Genomic DNA, 22645 nt, shown 5'->3' on the forward strand with positions numbered 1-22645 from the left:
CCGGAACAGTTTCAGGGAGGCCCAGCGTGTATTGTCCGTTTTGCCGGAATCCTGACTCTCGCGTGGTGGACAGCCGGATGGCCGACGACGGTTCTTCCATCAGGCGCCGCCGCCAATGTCCCGAATGTGGTCGCCGCTTCACCACCGTGGAAACCACCAGCCTCTCCGTGATCAAACGCTCAGGGGTGGGGGAGCCCTTCAGCCGCATCAAAGTCATCAGCGGAGTCCGGAAGGCATGCCAGGGGCGCCCGGTCACCGAGGACGATCTCGCCATGCTGGCGCAGGAAGTCGAGGAGAATATCCGCTCCTCCGGGGCAGCCGAAATCGACGCCCATGAGGTAGGACTCGCGATCCTTGGCCCGCTGCGCAAGTTGGACGAGGTTGCCTACCTGCGTTTCGCCAGTGTCTATCAGGCCTTTGAGTCACTGGAGGACTTCGAGTCGGCCATTGCGCTGCTGCGCCAGGAATCCGGCGCGCAGGCCACAGCCGGGGCCGAGGAAGCCAAGGGCTCCGAGAGAAGCCAGCTCTAGCCTGGTGGCGGCAGCGGAGGGGAAGCCGCGGCCGCCACCGTCATATCAGCGGCTGTGTCCCTTACTTGGCGAGGTTGTGATGCAGCGCCACTTCCAGTGCGGCGCCCACAATGCCCGCGTCGTTCTTGAGCTTGGCGGTGACAATGGGTGTCCGCAGCTGCAAGTGCGGGAAATACTCGTCGGAGCGCTTGGAGATTCCCCCTCCGATGATGAACAGCTCGGGGGAAAACAGGAACTCAACGTGCTGCAGGTAGCGGTTGAGGAGGACGCCGTACTCATCCCAGCTCAGGCCATCACGTTCACGGGCCACTGCTGAGGCCTTGGTCTCGGCATCGAATCCGTCAATCTCCAGGTGGCCGAGTTCGGCGTTGGGAACCAGCTGGCCATTGAAGATGAAGGCAGAACCGATGCCGGTTCCCAGCGTGATGACCAGCACGGTGCCGTCGACGCCTTCCCCGGCGCCGTAGCGGGCCTCGGCGAGGCCGGCGGCATCGGCGTCGTTGATGACCTCGACGGGCCGGCCCAGCCGCTCGGTGAACTTCTTGTCGATGTTCGTTGCCAGCCATGATTTGTCGACATTGGCTGCAGAGTTGACCACGCCGTGCTGGATGATACCCGGGAACGTCACACCCACGGGCGAGTCGGCGGCCGGGGCCTCAGGGCGTAGGGAGAGTTCCTCCACGATCTGGGCCACCACGTCCGCTACAGCTTCCGGAGTGGCCGGCTGGGGCGTGGGGACGCGGAACCGGTCGCCGATCAGCTTGCCCTTTTTCAGGTCGACAATGCCGCCCTTGATGCCGGTGCCGCCGATGTCGATGCCGATCAGCGGGGCGTTCTTGTGGGTCTTCTCATCCTTTTTGGACAATGCAGTTTTCCGTTCATGGCAGGAGGGGTGAACATGGCGCAGCTTTGCAGCTGCGGTGGACCTTCCGGAGAGTTCAGGGAAGGGTCAGGATTTCCGCGCCGGTCTCGGTGACCAGCAAGGTGTGTTCGAATTGGGCCGTTCGTTTGTGGTCCCTGGTGACGACCGTCCAGTCGTCCTCCCACATGTCCCATTCGATGGTGCCAAGGGTCAGCATGGGTTCGATGGTGAAGACCATGCCTGCCTCGATCACGGTGTTGTACGCCGGGGCTGCGTCGTAATGCGGAATGATGAGGCCGGTATGGAAGGCCTCGCCGACACCGTGTCCCGTGAAATCCCGTACCACGCCGTAGCCGAAGCGTTTGGCGTAGGACTGGATGGCACGGCCGATGACGTTGATCTCGCGGCCCGGGGCCACGGCCTTGATGGCCCGGTTGAGCGACTCCTGCGTACGCTCAACCAGAAGACGGGACTCTTCATCCACGTCGCCCACCAGGAAAGTGTAGTTGGTGTCTCCATGCACCCCGCCGATGAAGGCGGTGATGTCGATGTTCAGGATGTCGCCGTCCTGGATCACCGTGGAGTCGGGGATGCCGTGGCAAATGACCTCGTTCAAGGACGAGCACAGGGATTTGGGGAAACCCCTGTAGCCGAGGGTGGAGGGATAGGCGTTGTGGTCCAGGAGGAACTCGTGGCCGATCCGGTCCAGATGGTCCGTGGTAACACCGGGTTGGATGTGTTGTCCGACCTCCACGATGGCCTGGGCAGCAATACGGGAGGCCACACGGATCTTCTCGATGGTCTCCGGCGACTTGACCTCGGAGCCGGTGAATTTGGCAGGCGCCTTCTTGCCCACGTACTCAGGGCGGGGGATCGACGCCGGTACCGGCCGCTGCGGGCTGATGGTTCCGGGCGTGAGCGTGCCGATGGGTGCAGTTGAAGCAAGAGAAGGCATAGATTGATCATATAAGGCACTCAAGAGACGCAAGTAACAATGCGGGCCGGCCGTTGCGTGGCTCCGCGAACGTTACGGGCCGGCCCCCGAAGACCGAGGAGGAGACGTGACGGAGTACTGGTACAACGTCAGGACGCACGAGATCGAAGAGGACGCGATGTCGGACTGGTCCCAGTTGATTGGCCCGTACAAGACCAGGGAGGAAGCCGAGCATGCCCTGGAGAAGGTCCGGCAGCGCAATGAGGCCTGGGAAGCCCAGGACGACGACTAGAAGGAGTGCTCCGGACCAGGGAACTGCCCGGAGCGCACATCTTCACGGTAGGCTGCGGCAGCGTCGGTCAACGTGGTCCGGAGATCGGCGTACTGCTTGACGAACCTGGCCATCTTTCCGCCGCGCAATCCCGCCATGTCCTGCCATACCAGCACCTGGCCCGTTGTCCCCCTGCCGGCCCCGATGCCCACGGTCGGGACGCGGAGCGCTGCGTCAACGGCCGCCGCCGTCTCCGCCGGGACCATTTCCATCAACACGCTGAAAGCGCCGGCTTCCTGGAGGGCGAGGGCATCATCGATGAGCCGCTGCGCGTCGTCACCACGGCCCTGGACACGGTAGCCGCCCAGGGAGTGTTCGCTTTGCGGGGTGAAGCCGATGTGCGCCATGACAGGGATGCCGGCCTGGACCATCGCCTTGACAGTCCCGGCGTAGTAGGCGCTGCCTTCGATTTTCACGGCATGGGCAAGGCCTTCCTTGAGGAACCGCACGCCGCTGGCGACCGCCTGCTGGGGCGAGACTTCATAACTGCCGAACGGCAGGTCGGCCACGATCAGTGATCTTTTGGCTGACCGGCTGACCGCGCGGCACAGCGGGAGGAGTTCGTCCACGGTGACAGGAAGGCTTGTCTCATTGCCAAAGACGTTGTTGGAGGCGGAGTCGCCCACCAGGAGGACTTCTATTCCTGCCTGGTCGAAGATTTCGGCCGTGTACTGTTCGTAGGCGGTGAGCATGGCAAAGCGTGTTCCGTTGTCTTTGGCCTGCTGGAGGTGGTGGATACGGACCCGACCGCCCGGCTTGACGCCCCCGGCCGCAGGTGCCGGCGTGGCAGGAGAAGGGCCCGTGCCGTACGGTGCGGAAACCTCGGCGGGCGTGCTGGACTCAGGAAAGTTGCTCGGGGCCATGGATAGAGCCTAAGCCGTGCCGCGGACCGCTGCCAGCAGTGTGCCAGGCGTCACTGTTTGTAAACGCTGTGTTACGCGGCCCTCCTGCGGCGGCATTCCACGGGAATGCTTAGTAGAGTGAAGGCTGAGCTGCCGTGGCTTTCGGAGAAGGGACCTGCGGCGTGGACACCAACCGGAAATGAGGCCCCATGGACCGCCAGCAAGAGTTCGTTCTGCGGACGATCGAAGAGCGCGACGTGCGCTTCGTGCGCTTGTGGTTCACCGATGTCGTGGGGTCGCTGAAGTCCGTGGCACTGGCGCCGGCCGAAGTCGAAGGGGCCTTTGAGGAAGGCCTGGGCTTTGACGGTTCCGCGATCGAGGGCCTGGCCCGTGTCTTCGAGTCCGATATGCTTGCGCAGCCGGATCCGTCCACCTTCCAGATCCTGCCGTGGCGCGGTGAAACGGAGCAGACCTCACGGATGTTCTGCGATGTGCTGACTCCTGACGGTGAACCGTCTGCTGCCGACCCGCGCAATGTCCTCAAGAGGACCCTTGCCAAGGCCGCAGACATGGGATTTACCTGCTACACCCACCCTGAGATCGAGTTCTACCTGCTCAAGTCCAAGGATCTGGGCCCCGACGGTGCTCCCGTTCCGGTGGACGAGGGTGGGTACTTCGACCACGTTCCTGGCGGCGTGGCCCAGGACTTCCGCCGTACGGCCGTTACCATGCTCGAATCCGTGGGCATCTCCGTGGAGTTCAGCCACCATGAGGGTGGACCGGGCCAGAACGAGATCGACCTCCGTTACGCCGATGCCCTGCAGACGGCGGACAACATCATGACGTTCCGCACCGTTATCAAGGAAGTCGCCCTGCAGCAGGGGACGTACGCCACCTTCATGCCCAAGCCGTTTACGGACCACCCGGGCTCGGGCATGCACACGCACTTTTCCCTTTTCGAAGGCGACACCAATGCCTTCTTCGAAGCCGGTGCTGAATTCCAGCTGTCCAAGACCGCCCGCCAGTTCATTGCCGGCATCCTCCGGCACGCCCCGGAATTCACGGCCGTGACCAACCAGTTCGTGAACTCGTACAAGCGGCTGTGGGGCGGCGGCGAGGCTCCGAGCTACCTGAGCTGGGGGCACAACAACCGCTCTGCCCTGGTGCGGGTGCCGCTGTACAAGCCCGGCAAGGGCCAGTCGGCGAGGATCGAATACCGGGGCATCGACTCCGCCACCAACCCGTACCTGGCCTATGCCGTCCTCCTGGGCGCCGGCTTGAAGGGCATCGAGGAAGGCTACGATCTCCCGGCGGCTGCGGAGGACGACGTCTGGTCGCTGACCACCGCGGAGCGCAAGGCCATGGGCCACGCCCCGCTGCCTGCGAGCCTGCACGACGCCATCCGTGCCATGGAGGAGTCCGACCTCGTGGCGGAGATCCTGGGTGAGCAGGTCTTCGAGCACTTCCTGCGCAACAAGCGTGCGGAGTGGCAGGATTACCGCCTCCAGGTCACGCCTTACGAGCTGCAGCGCAACCTCGGCATCCTGTAGGGGCATCCGTGAGCCTGGCACGTCGGCTCATCGCGGCCGGTTTCAGCGACCTTGAAAAGGCCGAACGCTTCCTCGCTGCCCGCGAACTGGACGGCATGGACCAGGAGGCGCTTTTCGCGGGCCTGTCACTGGCCGCCAGTCCCGACACCGCCCTGCAGTCGCTGGTCCGGCTGATCGAGAAAAAACCCGGGCTCGCGGCGCTGGCTGGTGCCGACCTGGATTCCAGTGAGCCGCTGTACCGGCTCCTCGGTGCATCAGAGGCGCTGGGGGAGTTCCTCATCCGCCGTCCCGAACATCTGGATGTATTCGATGCCAAGGTCAGTCCGGAGCCGTTGCCGGCCTCCAGCGAGGAACTCCGCGCGTCCTTGCTGCGTTCGGTGAAGGCCGAACCCGGGGCTCAGCGTCCAGTGGCCGGGCTGACCGGAGCTCCGGCCTATGCCGCACTCCGGACAGCGTACAGGCGGGGCCTGGCGCAACTGGCCATCAAGGACCTCTGTGCCGCATCGCCGCAGGATTTCATGCCGTCCGTGGGCGCGGAACTCGCGGACCTCGCCGGTGCAGCGATCGAGGCTGCCCTGGCCGTATCCCGGGCTGAAGCGGCAGCGCAGTTCGAAGCATCGGAGGTTGCCGCCGTCGGGCTTGCCGTCATTGGCATGGGCAAGTGCGGCGCCCGTGAGCTGAACTATATTTCCGACGTCGATGTCATTTACGTGATTGAAGCCGAAGACCTCGACGATGCACGCGCAGCAACCATCGGCACCGCGCTGGCCTCGGGCATCTCGAGGGCCATCTCATCCCCGGCGCCGGAGCCGGGGCTGTGGGAAGTCGACGCGAACCTCCGCCCGGAAGGCAAGTCGGGACCCTTGGTTCGGACCCTCGCCTCGCACTTGAGCTACTACGACCGCTGGGCTGACAGCTGGGAGTTCCAGGCGCTCCTCAAAGCGCGGACCATTGCGGGGGATCGGGAGCTGGGCTCCCGGTACGGGAAAGCGGTGGAGCCGTTGGTGTGGGCCTCGGCCGGACGTGACGGTTTTGTCGAATCGGTCCAGGCAATGCGCCGCCGGGTCACCGAACATATTCCCGCGGCCGAGGAGCAGCGGCAGATCAAACTTGGCAGGGGCGGCCTGCGGGACGTCGAATTCACCGTCCAGTTGCTGCAGTTGGTCCACGGCAAGTCCGACGAGTCGCTGCGGTGCCGCGACACGACATCCGCGATCGCTGCGCTGTCAGCCGGGGGTTACATCGGGCGCACCGACGCGGCAGCTTTCGACGGCGCCTACCGGTACCTCAGGTTGCTGGAGCACCGCATCCAGTTGTTCCAGCTGCGCAGGACCCACCTCATGCCGGAGTCGGAAGATGCCCAGCGGTTCCTGGCCAAAGCAGTCCTGGGGCCTTTTTCGCTGGAGCGTCCAACGCCGGACCAACTGATCGGCACCTGGCAGAAAACCAAGCGGTCCGTGCGGGAGCTCCATGAGCGCATCTTCTACCGGCCGCTGCTGAACACTGCCGCCAAGCTGAGCAGCGAGGACGCGAGGTTGAGCCCCGAGGCCGCCCAGGGCCGCCTTGCGGCGCTGGGCTACCTCGACCCCCAGGGCGCCATGCGGCACATCGAGGCGTTGACGGCCGGCGTGAGCAGGCGTGCTGCGCTCCAACGGCAGTTGCTGCCGATCCTCCTTGGCTGGCTGGCTGAGGGTGTTGATCCCGACGCCGGACTGCTCGCCTTCCGCCGGGTCAGCGAAGCCCTGGGCACGACGCACTGGTATCTGGGCATGCTCCGGGATTCGCAGGCTGCCGCTGAACGGTTGTGCCAGGTGTTATCCAATTCCAGGCTGATCTCGGACCTGCTGGAGGTTTCCCCCGAATCGGTGGCCTGGCTGGGCAGCGACAAGGACCTGGTGCCCATCGGTTTTACGGCCCAGTGGCAGGAAATCCAGTCCAAGCTGTCGCGTCACCCGGATCCGGAAAGCGCCATGCGGCTCATCCGTCTGATCCGGCGGCGCGAGATCCTCAGGACAGCCATTGCGGACAGCGCCGGACTGCTCGACCAGGAAGCTGTTGGCCTGGCGCTGGCGGAGGCCGATCGTGCGGCTGTTCTCGGTGCCCTCCATGTGGCTGAGGGGATCGCCGCGCAGTCCGGTCCCTTGAAAACGGACGTCCTGGTGGTGGCCATGGGCCGCCAGGGTGGCCGGGAGATCGGGTACGGATCGGACGCCGATGTCATGTACGTGCACCAGGCCAGGGAGGGCTTCAGCGACGCGGAGGCCCAGGAACAGGCTGCGGCCATCGTCGCCAAGGTATCCAGCCTCCTGACCCAGCCCCTGAAGCCGGCCATCATGGCCGAGCGGGTGCTCATGGTGGACGCAGACCTGCGGCCTGAGGGCAAGAACGGTGCCATGGTCCGTTCCCTGGAGTCCTACGCTGAGTACTACCGCCGGTGGTCCTTGATCTGGGAAGCCCAGGCCCTGCTTCGGGCCCGGCCCATGGCGGGCTCGGATGAACTGGCGGCCGGCTTCCTGGAACTGATTGACCCGATCCGCTATCCCCGGGACCTGTCACCACAGGATGTCCGGGAAATCCGGCGCATCAAGGCGCGCGTTGAATCCGAGCGGTTGCCGCGGGGTGCGGACCCCGCCAGGCACGTAAAGCTTGGTCGTGGTGGCTTGAGCGATGTCGAATGGCTCGTCCAGTTGCTGCAGCTGCAGCATGCGGACAAGCACCCGGAACTGCGGACAACGTCCACGCTGGAGGCGCTGGCGGCTGCCGAAGAGCTTGGCTTTCTGGACAGGAACGACGCCGGCCTGCTGCGTCAGGCGTGGCGGCTCGCCAGCCGCGTCCGGTCGGCCAACGTCATTGCGACGGGGCGCGCATCGGACGTCCTGCCGTCCTCGCGGAAGGACCTCGAGGCGGTAGCGCGCTGGTGCGGTTACCCGCCCGGGGCGGCGGGCCGGTTCGAGGAGGACTACCTGCGCCTAAGCCGCCATGCCCGCGCCGTCTTCGAGCGTCGGTTCTACGACGCCTGAGCCGCGGCGCTCATGCGTCGGCGGCTGCACTGGCGTTGGCCTTGAGGGCGGCGCGCGTATGCCGCAGCATGGTCACCACCGGCCTGCCTGCGGTGAGCCTGCCGTCCACCACGAAGCCCTCCTCCCTGTCCCGGAGGACCTCCACCATGCGCTGCCTCCAGCGGTCCATGTCAACGGCGTGGGATGCTTGCCCGGCGAGGTTATTGCATTCCCGGGGGTCGTCGTCGAGGTTGAACAGTTCTTCCGTGCCACGGCCGGAACCCCAGATATATTTATGGCGCCCATCGGTCAGCCAGTGGAGGTTCTGGCCCCAGTACACGTGCTCGCCGTGGAGGTATTCGCGGACCGGCCCGGTGCTGGTGCCCCGGACGATCGGGGCGAGTGACTTACCGTCCACGGTTTCCGGGATGGGCAGGCCGGCCAGATCGAGGAGCGTGGGCATGATGTCGCGCAACTCAGCCACGTGGTCCACCACGGCACCGCGGACTGAACCGCGCCTGGACGCTGCATCGGCAATGATGAACGGCACCCTGGCCGAACCTTCATACGGAACTGCTTTCCGGAACATGTGGTGGTCGCCCATCATCTCCCCGTGGTCGCTGGTGAAGGCGAACACCGTGTCCTCATGAAGCCCGTAGTCGGCCAGTGCCTCCTTGATCCTGTTGACCTGCAGGTCTATCTGGGCCATCAGACCGTAGTATCCGGCCCGGGCGCGGTGGACCACCCTGTCCGGTATCATTCCGTGGCTCGCCTGGTAATCGCCATCCTGCCGGAATTCATTCCAATGATGTTCCCAATTGCCTTCCACCGGTTTGTAGTCCGGGATGCCGAGGTACTGGTCGAAAGCCCACGACGGTGGATCGTAGGGTGGGTGCGGTCGGTGGAAGGAGAGGTAGAGGAAGAAGGGCTTCACGGGGTCCCGGCGCTGCATCCATTCGATGGCCTGCGTCCCGATCCAATGGCTCGGGTGCAGGTGCTCGGGCTTGTCCCATGGCCTGGCCACCAGGGAATTGCAGTTGATGCCGTGGTCGAAGTATTCGGCGTCCGGACCCGTGCCAGGTTGGCGCCTCAGCCACGGAACGTAGTCATCGAACATGGCGAAATGTTGTCTGTGCGTTTGCCTGGCATGGTGCAGGTAGCCGTCGTGGAGGATGACGTCGTCGAATCCGAGCCGGGACCGTTCAGGCCATACGTGCATCTTGCCGATGGCCTGGGTGTGGTACCCGGCTTTCCTGAACTCGCCCTGGATGGTGACGGGATGGGCAACGTGGAAGGGAACGCCGTCCTGGTACCCGACCCTGCCATGCCGCTCCTGGGACTGGCCGGTGAAGAGGGCTGCCCTGGCAGGTACGCAGGAGGGCGTGGCCGAGTAGCCCTTCGTAAAGCGGACGCCGTTCCTGGCCAGGTCGTCCAAATGCGGAGTCTCCACAGAGGGGTGGCCGGCAGCCGAAAGGCAGTCACCCCGCCACTCGTCGACGCAGATCAAAATAACGTTAGGCTGGGGCATCGGGTGGTTCCTCGGGTTGTAGGGAACTTTGGTCCATACCCTACTGTCAGGAGAGCTCGGAGTGCGTGATTATGACGCAAACAGTGGTGTTTCGCGCGTTCAGGATCATACTCATGTGTGGCTGATTCCCCTGAAGCTCCTTGATGACGACGCCCGGGCGGTGCAGTTGGGAACTGTCGCAGGCTTGGCGATAGCTGCGGCACAGCAGGAATTCGTCGGAGAGCCGCTGCGGATGATGATGGCCGGGCTGGAGGATGCCAGCCGGTACCCCTACGTCATTGAGGCCAACGGGAAAGGGGCAGGAGTGATGACCCTCCAGGCCGGTGCCGCATCACTGGCCGGCTGGGATGACGATGATTCCGCCTGGCTGCTCCGCGGCTTCCTCATCGACTCCCGGCTGCAAGGCAAGGGGATAGGAACGCTCGCAGCCGTGGCGGCAGTTGAGGAAGCGCGAAAGCTGACGGCGCGGCAGGGTGGCGGCCAGGCCGGCGTCGTACTTTCCGTCAACGAGCGCAATCCTGCCGCCCAGGCCGCTTACCGGAAGGCTGGATTTGTGGACACGGGTCGGTATCTGGGAGGGAAAGCAGGTCCGCAGCGGACCATGTTCAAGGCATTTGAGGGGCTTCCGGCACGAAGCGTCAACAATGGTTGACCCTCGAAAAAGGGTCAACTAGCGTTGACCCCATGGAGGTGGAACGTATGAAGACGCTCGTAGGGTCAATGGACGGAATGGGGCCGGCTGAGGCGTTGTACGCCGTAGCGGAACTGCAAAAGGAGGTAGGCCGGGCGGAAGCTTCGCTGGTTCGCGCAGCGAGGCAGGCAGGACTCTCCTGGGAAGCCATCGCAGTGTGTCTGGGCGTAAGCAAGCAGGCGGTGCATAAGAAATACGGGAAGCAGTAGGGCGACGCCGGCCGGGTCTGTTCCCCCGGGTGCCCGCGGGCTTACTATTCTCCCGTGACAATCAGGCTCGACCCGGAAGGCGCGGCCTTCTCAGACGCAGGCTGCTTTCGCTGTGCCCAGGCCGGGCCGCACTGGAGTTCCCGTCATGGACGGGGTGACATTTTTGCGTGCCGCCGCTGCTTCGCGACATTCCCTGACACCGTTGCCGATCCCTCCGGCGCAGCTCCCGCGTCGCCGTTCGTGCCTCTTGAGACGACCGTTCCCTTGGGGGAAACCAAGTAGTCCCGCGGCCGGCCCCAGCGAAAAACGAGTACACATTACTCGTGTGTGTGATATGGACCACTGGGCACCATGGTCGGTATGACAGCCTATGTAGTTGAACCAGCCGCACTGATCCATCGCTGCCAGTGCTGTGGGGAGGAAACGGAGCAGGTGTTCTGCGCCGACTGCTCTTCCCCTGGCCGGCAGGAAGCAGTCCCCGTCACGGAACACTGACCCGCTCAACGAATCCATAAGTCTCCTTATAGACTCATTGTGTAGTTGTTCTCGATGAGAAGGGGAAGTTCATGGAATACAACGGAAGTCCGTCCGAAAAAGCCATTCCGGCCGGTGAGTTGGACCGGCGCCATGTAGGCCAGACGGTGAGCTTTCAGCCCAACGACTTCACCGTGGTCTTCGGTACGATCGCGGGTATCGCGCGGACCGAGGCGCTGGTGTACCTGTCGTTGGACGGGGTTTCCGGCGGTACCCATCTGAAGGATGAGTACGACCTGACGGTCGACCACGACGTATACCTGCAACTCGATCCGCTCAGCAGCGCGGAAAAGGGCCTGGCGGACGCGGCCAAGGCTGTCCGGGAGAAGCTGGACGAGTTTGGCAGGAATATCCGGGACCGCGATCAGGCCAAGGACCAGGAGTAGCGGGTTCGCAGTCCTGCGGGAGTCCACCACAGCATGAACGAAAGGGCCGGGTTCCAGGTAACACCTGGAACCCGGCCCTTGTCTGTGCCGTTCAGCGTTTGCAGGTCCCCGTCAGACGGGCACCCGACCCGCGGATGCTAGACGCCGTAGTAGAGCTCGAACTCGTAGGGGTTCGGACGCAGCGACAGCGGCAGGATCTCGTTCTCGTACTTGTACTCGATCCAGGTGTCGATCAGGTCCTGGGTGAAGACGCCGCCGGCCTGCAGGAACTCGTTGTCCTCACGCAGGGCTTCGAGTGCTTCTTCCAGCGAACCCGGAGCCTTGGGGATGTCCTTGGCTTCCTCGGCCGGGAGCTCGTAGAGGTCCTTGTCGATCGGAGCCGGCGGTTCAATGCGGTTGCGGATGCCGTCGATACCGGCCATCAGCTGGGCTGCGAAGGCGAGGTAGGGGTTGGACGAGGGGTCCGGTGCGCGGAACTCGATGCGCTTGGCCTTCGGGTTGGAACCGGTGATCGGGATACGGATACCGGCGGAGCGGTTACCCTGCGAGTAGACCATGTTGACCGGAGCTTCAAAACCCTTGACCAGGCGGCGGTACGAGTTGACCGTCGGGTTGGTGAAGGCCAGGACTGCCGAAGCGTGCTTCAGCAGGCCACCGATGTACCAGCGGGCGGTGTCGGAAAGGCCTGCGTAGCCCTTCTCGTCGTAGAACAGGGGGTCGCCGTTGTTCCAGAGCGACTGGTGGCAGTGCATGCCGGAGCCGTTGTCGCCGAAGACGGGCTTGGGCATGAAGGTGACCGACTTGCCCCAGGCGTCAGCGGTGTTCTTGATGACGTACTTGAACTTCTGGAGGTCGTCGGCAGCTGCGGTCAGCGTGGTGAACTTGTAGTTGATTTCAGCCTGGCCGGCGGAACCGACTTCGTGGTGGGAGCGCTCAACCTCAAGGCCGGCCTTGTCCAGCTCGACACACATGGCGTCACGGAGGTCGGCCTGCTTGTCCGTGGGGGACACCGGGAAGTAGCCACCCTTGACCGGGGTCTTGTAGCCGAGGTTGCCGCCCTCTTCCTTGCGGCCGGTGTTCCAGTGTGCTTCTTCGGAGTCGATCTTGTAGAAGCTGCCCTGCGGGGAGGACTCGTACTGGATGTTGTCGAAGACGAAGAACTCGGCTTCGGGAGCGAAGAACGCGGTGTCTGCGATGCCCGTGGAGGCCAGGTAGGCCTCTGCCTTCTCGGCTACGCCGCGGGGGTCGCGGTGGTACGGGTCGCCCGTGCGCGGGTTCACGATGGAGAAGTTCAGGGCCAGCGTCTTCTCGATGCGGAAGGTGTCGATGAAGGCGGAGGTGACATCCGGGATGAGCTGCATGTCGGATTCGGCGATGCCCTGGAAACCGCGGATGGAAGAGCCGTCGAAGAGCTGACCGTGCACGAAGAAGTCGAGGTCCACGCTCTTGGCCGGCACGTTGAAGTGCTGCTGGACGCCCGGAAGGTCGGTGAAGCGGATATCGACGAATTTGACGTCTTCGTCTTTGATGAACTGGAGGACTTCGTCCGCAGTCTTGAACATCTATGCTCCTTATGCATATCAAGTAACAGGCCCGGTAGGCCGCATGGGTCAGCCCAAGCCAAGGCCCGGAGACGCAAAAAATCTCCCCTTGCCGCAGTGGCTGGCAACTCCTACCACCTTAGGGAGACGGCATTTCCCGGGAGTGTCAGTATTGTTTCGGGCAGGTTACAGAATCATCTGTTGTGTAAACGGTAGTTGGCTTGTTGGTGTCAGGTCCATGTGGGTCCACAGGCCGATCAACGCTGGACACGTCCCATCCGCCGGACGAGGGCAGGCGGGGCAACAACCGCTAGGCTTAATGGGTGGTTGATCGCAAAGACATAGGCTCCTGGTTGAGCGGGCCGGACACGTCCGGTATTTCCAAGTATCCCGGCGAACGCCTTGGCCTGCCCGAGTCCGGGCCGGGGTCCATGGCGCGGGCAGGGCGGCGGATCCTGGGCATCGTCATCGACTGGACCATTGCCCTGGTCATCAGCAATTTCGCGTTCGGCGGCAACCAATGGGCCACCCTCGCGGTTTTCGCCGCGGAACAGATCCTGCTTATCGGGACCCTCGGTTACAGTATCGGCCACAGGATTGCGGGCATCCACGTGGTGCGTCTCGGCGGCGGCCCGGCGGGTCCGTTGGCCGCGGTCGTCCGCACGTTGCTGTTATGCCTGGTCATACCGGCCGTCGTCTTCGATCCCGACCAGAGGGGCCTCCACGACAAAGCCATGAACACCATCCTGATCCGTCTCTGAAACCCGCCCAAGAGCGTGCAGCAGGAACGCGCGGCACGCAAAAATGCCTCCTATGCTCTGACGAAGAGCAAAGGAGGCATTTTCCTTTGGTACAGGAAGCCCGTGGTCAGCGTCCGCGTGCCGCCTTGCGGTCCGGACGTGCCTTGTAGGGATCGATGCCCTTGGGGATCGGGAGGCGGTTCCCCAGCGAGTTGATGCGCTTGGAAACGGCGTTGACCTCCACCTTGGTGAGCTCCTTCTTGAGCTTGCCCATGGTCCTTGCCAGTTGGTTCAGGGGAATCTGGCCCTCACCGCGGCCGGACTGCAGGACGTGGACCGTGACGTTGGGGAGGATGCGTGCCAAACGCTTCCGCTCGCCGTCAACCAGGCCCTTGACGCGGTGGGACGGACCTTCGGTAACCAGGACGACGCCGGGACGGCCGATGGCCATGAAGACTGCATCCTGGGTGCGCGGGTTGACTGCCACCGGCTGGTCCTGCGTGATCCAACCGCGGCGGAGCGTGCCCAAAGCAGCGCCGGAGGCGCCGGGTTGGTTTTCGATTTGGGCGAAGGCCGCTTTCTCTGCCCGGCGGGACAGGATGAAGACGGCGGCCAGGAGGCCCAGCGGAATACCGATGATCAAGCCGGTGACCCAGTTTTCCAGCAGGAAACCGATCAGGAACGCCACAGCGACCACGGCCAGGAATGCCAGCACCATGATCCACACAACCTGGGGATCATTCCGCCGCGTCATCTTGAAGACTTCAGCGATCTGCTTCAGCTGGCTCGGCTTCTTGGCCTTGGCTTCCTTGGGCTTGCGTTGGAACAGCCCACGCTTGGGAGCGTCGGCAGAAGGTGTCGAATTGCTGGAATCAGGGGATTTCGCCATAGTGCCTTAATTCTACGTGATGTATGTCGAAGGACCGGACGCCATGACGGCGGCATCCGGTCCTTCTGCGCTGCTGGTTTGTTCTGTGGCCTAGCTGTGGGCGGCGAGGATGGTGGAGGCTTCCTGGCGGGTGGTTCCGGAGGACTCGATGTGGGCCAGGGCTTCGGGGATGGCCCATCCCTTCTTGCGCATCGCGGTGGCCCAGAGCCGGCCGGCGCGGTAGGAGGAACGCACCAGCGGACCGGACATGACGCCGAGGAAGCCGATCTCCTCGGCCTCGTGCTGGAGGTCCACGAATTCCTGGGGCTTGACCCACCGGTCCACGGGCAGGTGCCGTTCGGACGGGCGCAGGTACTGAGTGATCGTGATCAGGTCACACCCGGCGGCGTGCAGGTCCCGCAGGGCTTCGGAGATTTCCTCGCGGGTCTCGCCCATGCCCAGGATCAGGTTGGACTTGGTCACCATGCCCAGGTCCCGGCCCTGGGTGATGACATCCAAGGAGCGTTCGTAGCGGAACGCGGGCCGGATGCGCTTGAAAATACGGGGCACGGTTTCCACGTTGTGGGCGAATACCTCGGGCTTGGAGTCGCAGATCGCGGCGATGTGTTCGGGTTTGCCGGAGAAGTCCGGGATCAGCAACTCCACCCCGGTGCCGGGGTTCAGTTCATGGATCTTGCGGACCGTTTCGGCATACAGCCACACGCCCTCGTCCTCGAGGTCGTCACGGGCCACCCCGGTCACGGTCGCGTAGCGCAGCTGCATGGCCTGCACGGACCGGGCCACCTTGGTGGGTTCGAACCGGTCCAGCGGGGAGGGCTTGCCGGTATCGATCTGGCAGAAATCACACCGCCGGGTGCACTCGGACCCGCCGATCAGGAACGTCGCTTCCTTGTCTTCCCAGCACTCGAAAATGTTCGGGCACCCGGCCTCCTCACACACCGTGTGCAGGCCTTCCTTCTTCACCAGGTTCTTCAACCCGACAAACTCCGGCCCCATCTGGACCTTCGCCTTGATCCACTCCGGCTTACGCTCAACAGGGACCGCAGCGTTACGCTGCTCGATACGCAGCAACTTACGACCTTCAGGTGCCAGGGTCACTGGAGTGCTCCTTCCGGGGCGGAAACAAGTGCTTCTTCGTGCTTGCGGAACTCTTCCACGAAGCGGTCAACAATGTCGGCGGGATTGATGGTCCGGCCGGTCTCCAGTGTCATGGTGGTGACACTGGCATCTGTGATGCCGCAGGCAATGATCTGGGCGTAGGGTGCAAGGTCATTGCTGCAGTTGATGGCGACACCATGCATGGTGACGCCGTCCAGGACCCGGATGCCGATGGCGGCGATCTTCCGGTCCGGTCCTTTGTCGTCAGCAAGCACCCAGACGCCGGCCCGGCCCTTGACGCTGACGGCCTTGATTCCGTAGTCGGCCATGACGGCGATCATGGTCGCTTCGAGGCGCTCGACGTAGTCGCGGATTCCTGCACGGTTTTTGAGTTTCAGGATCGGGTACGCGATCAATTGGCCTGGTCCGTGCCAGGTCAGCTTGCCGCCGCGGTCAACCGGCACTACCGGTGTGCCGTCGAAGGGGCGCTCGTGGTCTTCCGTCAACTTGCCTGCTGTGTACACCGGGGAGTGTTCGAGAAGGAGTACGGTGCTGTTCCTTGCGCCTGCAACAACCTCGTTGTGTATTTCGCGCTGCAGGTCCCAGCCCTGCACATAATCAACGAACTCCGGGGCGAGACCCACTTGTGAAAACTCAAGAGTCATGGGTTCAAGCTTAGACCCCGCTGGACAGGTCCCATGCTTTTGTGGTGAACCTCTCAGTCGCATCCCGCTCCGTACGTGCGCGGTGGGGCGGGTCAGCATGGCCTGTGGATAACTTCTGCAGGATTCCACGGCATCCGGTAGACCTTGGATATGGCAAGTCAGGACAATTCCCGTGAACCGGTTCCGTGCATCCCTGGTTTCTCCCTGTCGCGAAAACTCGGCCAAGGGGGATCATCGGCGGTGTGGCTTGCCGTCCGGGACTCCGACCAAGCACGCTTCGCCGTCAAGTGCCTGCTGGAAGAGCGCTCCACGGTGCCGCCGGATGCGGGGTACCGGGCCAAGGCGGCGGCCCTGCGTGAGTTCGGGATCATGTCGCTGGTGCAGCACGACCATCTGCTCAAAGTCCACGGCCTGGTGCAGCAGGAGGTGGATGGAACGGAAAAGCCCGTCCTCCTCATGGACTATGCCGCGGGAGGTTCCGTGGCTGGGCTGGTGCAGTCCCGCGGAAGCCTTCGGGTCGGTGAAACTGTCACGATCCTGACGCCCATGGCCCAGGTTCTTGAGTACCTCCATGGCCAGGGAACGGTACATGGGGATGTCTCACCCGGAAATATCCTGTTCACTGCCGAGGGCAAGCCGCTTCTTGGCGACCTCGGAATTGCGGCCATGGTGGGCGACGCTCCAACGTCGCAGGCCGTGGGAACGCCTGGCTTTGCGGACTCCACCGTTACCGAACCGGAAGAGCAGGGCTTCCTGCGTCCTTCGCGGGATATTCATGCACTGGCAGCCGTGGGCTGGTTTTGCCTCACAGGTTCACCTCCGGAAGGACCGGAGGTCCGGCCGCCGCTGTCCCTGCTGGTTCCGGAAGTTCCGCGCGGTCTGGTGACCGTCCTTGAGGCGGGCCTGGACCCGGACCCGGCGGTCCGTCCCAGCGCCCGTGAATTCACGACGGCGGTCTACCGCAGTGCCGCTGCCGAGCCGGTGGACCTGGTTGGCTCGGTCCATCCGTCCGTCATCCCGGAATTGTTGACGCAGCGGAACCCGGAGGGCCGTGTGCGCCGGCCTGCCCGGGTCATCCTGGCCCTGCGTCGCGTGAATCGGTGGCGCCGCCCCTCCTATGCCGATCCGGTTGGGCGCAGCAAGCCAAAGTCCATGCCGGCCCGTGCTTCCCGTGGCCCCGCTGGTCGCAGGGCGGACCGAAGACGAGGGGTGCGTCCGGCCGGTTTGGGCTTGGCGCTGGTGGTGGGCGCGTTGCTGGTGGCGGCCCTGACCAGCGTCTCCGTGGCCATCTGGGCAGTCGGTCAGGAGAGGCCGCGAGCTGTGCAGGCATCAACTCACGGGATCCACCACGACGGCGGAAGCCCGGGTGCGGTGCCGCCGGACGTGTTGGAGGCCCTCGCTTCCAACGACCCCTTGGTGGCGGTCCGGGCGCTGTCGGCGGTGCGCGACACAGCCCTGCGCGAGCAGAATCACGGGTTGCTCTCGATAGTGAACGCCCAGGGCTCTCCGGCAGAAGCCGCAGACGGCGTCCTGTCCGCACAGTTGGCGGCGGAGGATCTTCGGCTCACCGGCCTGAGGACGGAACTTGGGGAGGTAAGGCTGGTGGAGGCGGTCGGCAACGGCCGGATGGTGGTGGGCCTGAGGGCAACGGTCTCGGCTTATGGGGAGCAGGCCGGCGGGAACAGCGTGGTGCAGGAGAGGCCTCAAGGATCACCCCAGGACCTGCGGCTCGTCCTGGTGAAGGATGCGGAACGGTGGAAGATCTTCCAGGTCCTTGGCCCGGCCTAGGAAACCAGCCAGTCCATTGCATCCTCAAGTCGGGGATGCTGCCAGTTGAAGCCTGCCGCTGTGAGCCTGGCCGGTTCCATCGGTTGGTCGGCGAGGACCAGCTCATCTGCGAGCCCGCCGAGGATCAGGCGCAGGGCCGGTCGCGGGACCCGGAGGAAAGCCGGCCGGTGGAATGCCGTGGCCAGCCGGGCGACGATCGCATTGACGTCGGCCCGTTCAGGAGCGCACAAGTTGACTGGCCCTTCGAGCCGGGAGTTGATGAGGAAGGCCAGTGCGGAAGCTTGGTCGGGCAGCGTAATCCAGGGCCAGATCTGGCGTCCATGTCCAAAAGGGCCGCCCAGTCCCAGTTTGAGCAGGGGAAGAATCGGGCCAAGTGCCCCGCCCGAGGTGCTCAGTACCACTCCGGTCCGGGGGTTCAGCACCCTGACGCTCGAAGGGGCTGAGCGGGCCGCGTTTTCCCACTCGATGCACAGCCTGGCAAGGACTCCTGTTCCGGGACCCGAGTCTTCGCGGAGGACACCGTTCCGGGAGGCGCCGTAGTAGCCCGACGCGGACTGGCTGACGAACGTGAGTTCCGGCGACCCAAGCCGGTGCATTGCGGAAGTGAGCGTCCGCGTGGCTTGAAGCCGGGAATCCCGCAGGACGCTGAGCCGGTGCTTGGTCCAGGGCCGGTCCCCGATGCCTGCGCCGGAAAGGTTAACCACGGCGTCCGCGGTGGCCAGTACGGCTTCGTCCAGCCTGCCTTCAGCCGGATCCCAGCTGTGTTCGGAGGTGTTCCTGGCAGGCCGTCGGACCAGCCTGACCACCTCGTCTCCACGCCGGGCCAGTACATCAGCCAGGGCGGTCCCGATCATTCCTGAAGCTCCGGCCATCACTATTCGCATGACCCATCTCACCATGTCCGGCGCAGGTGGCGGAAACACCATGCCGGCGCAGGTTCCCGCCGGGGGGTCTTGACTATGATCGAACAATGACCTCCTCCAGCTACCTCCGCTTCCCGCATGTGCACGGTGAACTGGTCACGTTCGTGGCCGAAGACGACGTCTGGATTGCACCCGTTTCAGGCGGGCGCGCCTGGCGGGTCTCCTCCCAGCAGCTCCCGTCCAGGAATCCGCGTTTCACGCCGGACGGCCAACGGCTTGTATGGACGGTTGTCTGTGGTACCTCCCCGGAGGTCGTGACGGCAGGGATCGAAGGTGGCGGCTACAGGCAGCTGAGCTACTTTGGCCACAGCACCACACGTGTCAAGGGGTTTACACCCGCCGGAAACGTCCTGGTCACCAGTGCTTTCCAGCAGGCGGAGAGCCGCCACACGCACGCCTACAGCCTCCCCCTCGACGGTGGCTCAGCCGTCGAACTTCCTTTCGGCCCCGTAGAGGCCGTGGCTTTCGGCCCCGAAGTCGGCGATGAGCGGCCTGTTGTCCTGGCGAGCGTCCTCTCCCGGGAACCCGCGTGGTGGAAGCGGTACAGGGGAGGAACCGCCGGCAAGTTGTGGATCGACTCGGACGGCAACGGCGAGTTCGAGCGCCTCGTGCCGGAAATCGACGGTAACCTGACAGACCCCCTATGGATCCAAGGCAGGATCGCTTTCCTTTCGGACCACGAAGGCTACGGCAACCTGTACTCGGTACTTCCCGACGGAACCGGGTTGCGGCGCCACACCGATCATGAGGACTTCTACGTCCGGCACGCAAGCACCGACGGTAAGCGGGTCGTGTTCGAGTCGGCGGGTGAGCTGTGGCTCCTGCCTTCCCTCGATGCCGATGCGCAGCCCACCAAGCTGGACATTACGCTGGGCTCGGCGTCGCCCGCCCGCCGCCCCGCACCGCTGAAGGTTTCCGCCCACCTGGGCGACGTCGTTCCGAACCTGGCCGGCACAGCCAGTGCCATCGAATCGCATGGGACGGTCCACTGGCTCCGCCATAAAGACGGGCCATCCCGGATCGTGGAGGCGACTCCCGGGGTCCGTGCGCGGCTTCCCCGCCCGGTGGGGGACGGCCGGATCGCCTATGTGGCGGACCACGGGGGAGCGGAAGCCCTCTACATCAAACGGATTGCTGCCAGGCTGGCTCCGGCTCCGCTGCCCGCGGTCGATGCGCCACAAACCGCCGATGCACCGGGTTCTGACGAGGACAGTGCAGTCCTGCCCAAACCCGTGTCCGTGTCCAACGTGGTGGGACCCGGTGCCGCGGCACACCAAGCTGTTCCCGCCGCTTCGTCGGACGCAGCCGGTGACCAAGCGGCCGGGGAGCAGCCGTCTCCGGACACCGCGGGGGCAGGCGTTGCTGTGGCCATGCCTGCCGCCCCCGACCAGGACACTGCAGAGCTCCGCATCGGGTTCCCTGCTCCTACCCGCACCAGCGCGCTGGAAGCCAGCCCGGATGGGCGTTGGCTCGCCGTAGGAACCACGTTTGGCGACGTGTTCGTGGCGGACACAGCCTCCGGAGAGTTGACCCGGCTGGTCAGCATCGGTGAGGGCAGCGTCGACCAGCTGTCGTGGTCGGGTGACTCCCAGTGGCTGGTCTGGTCCGAGCCGGCGACGTCCTTTGGTTCCCGCAGCAAGCTCCGCCTCGCCCGGCCGGCGGATCCCGCGGACGGCATCGTTGATGTCACGGACGGACGTTTCTGCGACGAGTCGCCCCGGTTCACCCCCGACGGAAAATTCCTGGCGTTCCTGTCCAACCGGAGCTTCGATCCCGTCTATGACGGACACTCCTTCGATCTTTCCTTTCCCAGCCCCATCAAGCCCTATCTCGTTGCCCTGGCCGCGGATACTCCGTCTCCGTTCGGCCCGGCCGTGGACAGCCTCGAGGGCGCTTCGGCGGCAGGGGAGTCGACCGACGACAGCGATGCTCCGGTGGTGCGGGTGGACGCGGACGGCCTGGCCCACAGGGTCATCAGCGTTCCCGTTCCGCAGGGCAACTACTCCGACCTGACGGCGGTGGACGGTGCGCTCCTGTGGCTTGACACTGAACTCTCCGGTGTCACCGGAGAGGGTAAAGGAAGCCTGCAGGACAAAAAGACGGCCCCCGCACTGATGCGGTACGACCTCGCCAAGCGCAAAGAGTCGACGCTGGTCAAGGCAGCCGAAAGCTACCGGCTGTCCGGTGACGGCAAACGGGTTGTCTATGTCCTGGATAAGCAGGTCACGTCGGTGCCATCGGACAGCAAGGTGGACGAGGAATCCGGCGACTTGGTCACGGTGGATCTGAACCGGGTCCGGGTCATGCTCGACCCCGTGTCGACCTGGGGCCAGGCCTTTGATGAGGCGTGGCGCCTGCAGCGGGACTTCTTCTGGGCCTCGGACATGGCGGGCCTGGACTGGGATTCCATCCATAAGCGCTACCGCCCCGTGGTGGACCGGCTGGGCTCGCATGATGACCTGGTGGATCTGTTGTGGGAGCTCCACGGTGAACTGGGGACCTCGCATGCCTATGTACGGCCCGCACCGGACAAGGAACCCGGACGGAATGGTCAGGGCCGGCTTGGTGCCGAACTCCAGTGGGGTGGCCAGGGGTGGAAGATCACCCGGATCCTCGCCGGCGAATCCTCGGATCCGCAGGCAACGTCGCCCCTGACCCGTCCGGGTGCGGACGCAAAGGTGGGCGATGTCCTGTTGGCGATTGACGGCGTCGAACTTTCCGCGGAACTCACGCCGGCCATGCAGCTGGTGGATGCCGCGGGCCGGACCGTTGAATTGACGCTCCTGAACGGCGAAGCCCACGGCAGCTCTGCCGGCGTCCAGCGGCGGGTGGCGGTGATTCCGATCCGGGACGAGGAGAGGTTGCGCTACCAGGACTGGGTGCGGGGCAACCGGCGGACCGTCCGGGAAGCTTCCGGCGGCAGCTTTGGCTACCTCCACATTCCCGACATGATGGCCAACGGCTGGGCGCAACTGCATCGCGACCTCGATACCGAGACAGCCCTGGACGGACTGATCGTCGATGTCCGCCGCAACCGTGGGGGCCATACCTCCCAGCTGGTCGCTGAACTCATCGGCCGGAAGGTGACCGGATGGAGCATGCCGCGCGGGGAGAAACCGCGCACCTATCCGCATCACGCACCGCGTGGACCGGTGGTTATCCTGGCCGATGAATTCGCCGGTTCCGATGGCGACATCATTACGCAGGTGTCCAAATTGCGGGGTATCGGTCCGGTCATTGGCACCCGGACGTGGGGCGGCGTGGTCGGCATCGACAATCGGTTTGCCCTGGCCGACGGTACGGGAGTGACGCAGCCGCGGTATGCAACATGGTTCAGCGGAGGTATCGGTTGGGACGTGGAAAACAGGGGCGTGGAACCTGACATCGAGGTCCTCTTTCCGCCGCATGCTTACGCTGCCGGTACCGACCCCCAGTTGGAATACGGCATTGGAGCGCTGAAGGAAATGATCCAGGAACTTCCTACAGACCGGCCGCCGCTGCGTGAGGGCTACAGGAAAGTCCGGCCGTCTGCGCTTCCCGCCAGGCCGCAAAGCTGATCCCAGGCATGGAAAAGGCCCCTCGTTCTCCCCGGCATTGGGGGAGAA

Annotated in this window: 19 protein-coding genes; 10 read left to right on the top strand and 9 right to left on the bottom strand. The window is 64.4% G+C overall.

The window, feature by feature from the left end; genetic code table 11:
• Window positions 1–26 precede the first annotated feature (26 nt).
• The gene (gene nrdR, locus ACUYMZ_RS09675) at window positions 27–530 is read left to right on the top strand and encodes a transcriptional regulator NrdR (protein ID WP_481602977.1); all 504 of its coding nucleotides are present in this window, start codon (window positions 27–29) and stop codon (window positions 528–530) included.
• A 61-nt stretch (window positions 531–591) separates the two neighbouring features.
• Here nrdR and ppgK read toward each other — a convergent pair whose 3' ends face one another.
• Window positions 592–1395 (bottom strand): polyphosphate--glucose phosphotransferase, encoded by an 804-nt coding sequence (ppgK, locus tag ACUYMZ_RS09680; RefSeq protein ID WP_442422859.1) that lies wholly within the window; start codon window positions 1393–1395, stop codon window positions 592–594.
• Window positions 1396–1468: 73 nt separating this feature from the next.
• On the bottom strand, window positions 1469–2347 hold the full coding sequence (map, locus tag ACUYMZ_RS09685) for a type I methionyl aminopeptidase (RefSeq protein ID WP_426007015.1): 879 nt from the start codon (window positions 2345–2347) through the stop codon (window positions 1469–1471).
• A 106-nt stretch (window positions 2348–2453) separates the two neighbouring features.
• Here map and ACUYMZ_RS09690 point away from each other — a divergent pair, with 106 nt between their 5' ends.
• Window positions 2454–2618, top strand: coding sequence for an SPOR domain-containing protein (locus ACUYMZ_RS09690; protein WP_426007017.1), 165 nt, complete (start codon window positions 2454–2456; stop codon window positions 2616–2618).
• On the opposite strand, the gene panB is transcribed toward ACUYMZ_RS09690, so the two are convergent.
• Window positions 2615–3520 carry a 3-methyl-2-oxobutanoate hydroxymethyltransferase gene (gene panB / locus ACUYMZ_RS09695; RefSeq protein ID WP_481602981.1) on the bottom strand — a complete coding sequence of 302 codons (906 nt, stop codon included), beginning with the start codon at window positions 3518–3520 and terminating at the stop codon, window positions 2615–2617. The two genes, ACUYMZ_RS09690 and panB, sit on opposite strands and share 4 nt — an antisense overlap.
• 188 nt (window positions 3521–3708) lie before the next feature.
• Between panB and glnA (ACUYMZ_RS09700) the strand changes: the two genes are divergently transcribed.
• Complete coding sequence (gene glnA, locus ACUYMZ_RS09700; RefSeq protein ID WP_426007021.1) at window positions 3709–5049, top strand: type I glutamate--ammonia ligase; 1341 nt, start codon at window positions 3709–3711, stop codon at window positions 5047–5049.
• 8 nt (window positions 5050–5057) lie between these two features.
• Window positions 5058–8069 (top strand): bifunctional [glutamine synthetase] adenylyltransferase/[glutamine synthetase]-adenylyl-L-tyrosine phosphorylase, encoded by a 3012-nt coding sequence (locus ACUYMZ_RS09705; protein WP_481602984.1) that lies wholly within the window; start codon window positions 5058–5060, stop codon window positions 8067–8069.
• 10 nt (window positions 8070–8079) lie between these two features.
• Here the strand turns inward: ACUYMZ_RS09705 and ACUYMZ_RS09710 are convergent, their stop codons facing one another.
• A complete protein-coding gene (locus tag ACUYMZ_RS09710; protein WP_481602986.1) occupies window positions 8080–9576 on the bottom strand; it encodes an arylsulfatase in 1497 nt (498 codons plus the stop codon).
• Between the two features lie 115 nt (window positions 9577–9691).
• Between ACUYMZ_RS09710 and ACUYMZ_RS09715 the strand changes: the two genes are divergently transcribed.
• From ACUYMZ_RS09715 to ACUYMZ_RS09725, 3 genes are all read left to right on the top strand, one after another.
• Entirely contained in the window at window positions 9692–10228 is a 537-nt protein-coding gene (locus tag ACUYMZ_RS09715) for a GNAT family N-acetyltransferase (protein ID WP_442422855.1), read from the top strand.
• 32 nt (window positions 10229–10260) lie between these two features.
• Window positions 10261–10476 (top strand): AsnC family protein, encoded by a 216-nt coding sequence (locus ACUYMZ_RS09720; RefSeq protein ID WP_442422854.1) that lies wholly within the window; start codon window positions 10261–10263, stop codon window positions 10474–10476.
• A gap of 566 nt (window positions 10477–11042) precedes the next feature.
• Window positions 11043–11396 carry a hypothetical protein gene (locus tag ACUYMZ_RS09725; protein ID WP_426007030.1) on the top strand — a complete coding sequence of 118 codons (354 nt, stop codon included), beginning with the start codon at window positions 11043–11045 and terminating at the stop codon, window positions 11394–11396.
• A gap of 137 nt (window positions 11397–11533) precedes the next feature.
• Here ACUYMZ_RS09725 and glnA (ACUYMZ_RS09730) read toward each other — a convergent pair whose 3' ends face one another.
• Window positions 11534–12958 (bottom strand): type I glutamate--ammonia ligase, encoded by a 1425-nt coding sequence (glnA, locus tag ACUYMZ_RS09730; RefSeq protein ID WP_426007031.1) that lies wholly within the window; start codon window positions 12956–12958, stop codon window positions 11534–11536.
• Window positions 12959–13260: 302 nt separating this feature from the next.
• On the opposite strand from glnA (ACUYMZ_RS09730), the gene ACUYMZ_RS09735 reads away from it, so the two are divergent.
• Window positions 13261–13698, top strand: coding sequence for an RDD family protein (locus tag ACUYMZ_RS09735; RefSeq protein WP_426007033.1), 438 nt, complete (start codon window positions 13261–13263; stop codon window positions 13696–13698).
• Window positions 13699–13804: 106 nt separating this feature from the next.
• Here the strand turns inward: ACUYMZ_RS09735 and ACUYMZ_RS09740 are convergent, their stop codons facing one another.
• From ACUYMZ_RS09740 to lipB, 3 genes are all read right to left on the bottom strand, one after another.
• A complete protein-coding gene (locus tag ACUYMZ_RS09740; RefSeq protein ID WP_426007035.1) occupies window positions 13805–14566 on the bottom strand; it encodes a DUF4191 domain-containing protein in 762 nt (253 codons plus the stop codon).
• A 90-nt stretch (window positions 14567–14656) separates the two neighbouring features.
• The gene (gene lipA / locus ACUYMZ_RS09745) at window positions 14657–15664 is read right to left on the bottom strand and encodes a lipoyl synthase (protein WP_426007037.1); all 1008 of its coding nucleotides are present in this window, start codon (window positions 15662–15664) and stop codon (window positions 14657–14659) included.
• On the bottom strand, window positions 15661–16329 hold the full coding sequence (gene lipB, locus ACUYMZ_RS09750; protein WP_426007039.1) for a lipoyl(octanoyl) transferase LipB: 669 nt from the start codon (window positions 16327–16329) through the stop codon (window positions 15661–15663). The genes lipA and lipB overlap by 4 nt, the downstream gene beginning before the upstream one ends.
• A gap of 150 nt (window positions 16330–16479) precedes the next feature.
• On the opposite strand from lipB, the gene ACUYMZ_RS09755 reads away from it, so the two are divergent.
• Window positions 16480–18117 (top strand): serine/threonine protein kinase, encoded by a 1638-nt coding sequence (locus tag ACUYMZ_RS09755; protein ID WP_481602992.1) that lies wholly within the window; start codon window positions 16480–16482, stop codon window positions 18115–18117.
• Here the strand turns inward: ACUYMZ_RS09755 and ACUYMZ_RS09760 are convergent.
• Window positions 18114–19001 (bottom strand): TIGR01777 family oxidoreductase, encoded by an 888-nt coding sequence (locus ACUYMZ_RS09760; RefSeq protein ID WP_481602994.1) that lies wholly within the window; start codon window positions 18999–19001, stop codon window positions 18114–18116. The two genes, ACUYMZ_RS09755 and ACUYMZ_RS09760, sit on opposite strands and share 4 nt — an antisense overlap.
• An 86-nt stretch (window positions 19002–19087) precedes the next feature.
• On the opposite strand from ACUYMZ_RS09760, the gene ACUYMZ_RS09765 reads away from it, so the two are divergent.
• Window positions 19088–22597 (top strand): S41 family peptidase, encoded by a 3510-nt coding sequence (locus ACUYMZ_RS09765; protein WP_481602996.1) that lies wholly within the window; start codon window positions 19088–19090, stop codon window positions 22595–22597.
• The last annotated feature ends 48 nt before the right edge of the window (window positions 22598–22645 follow it).

The sequence above is a fragment of the Arthrobacter sp. T572 genome, from assembly GCF_056780115.1.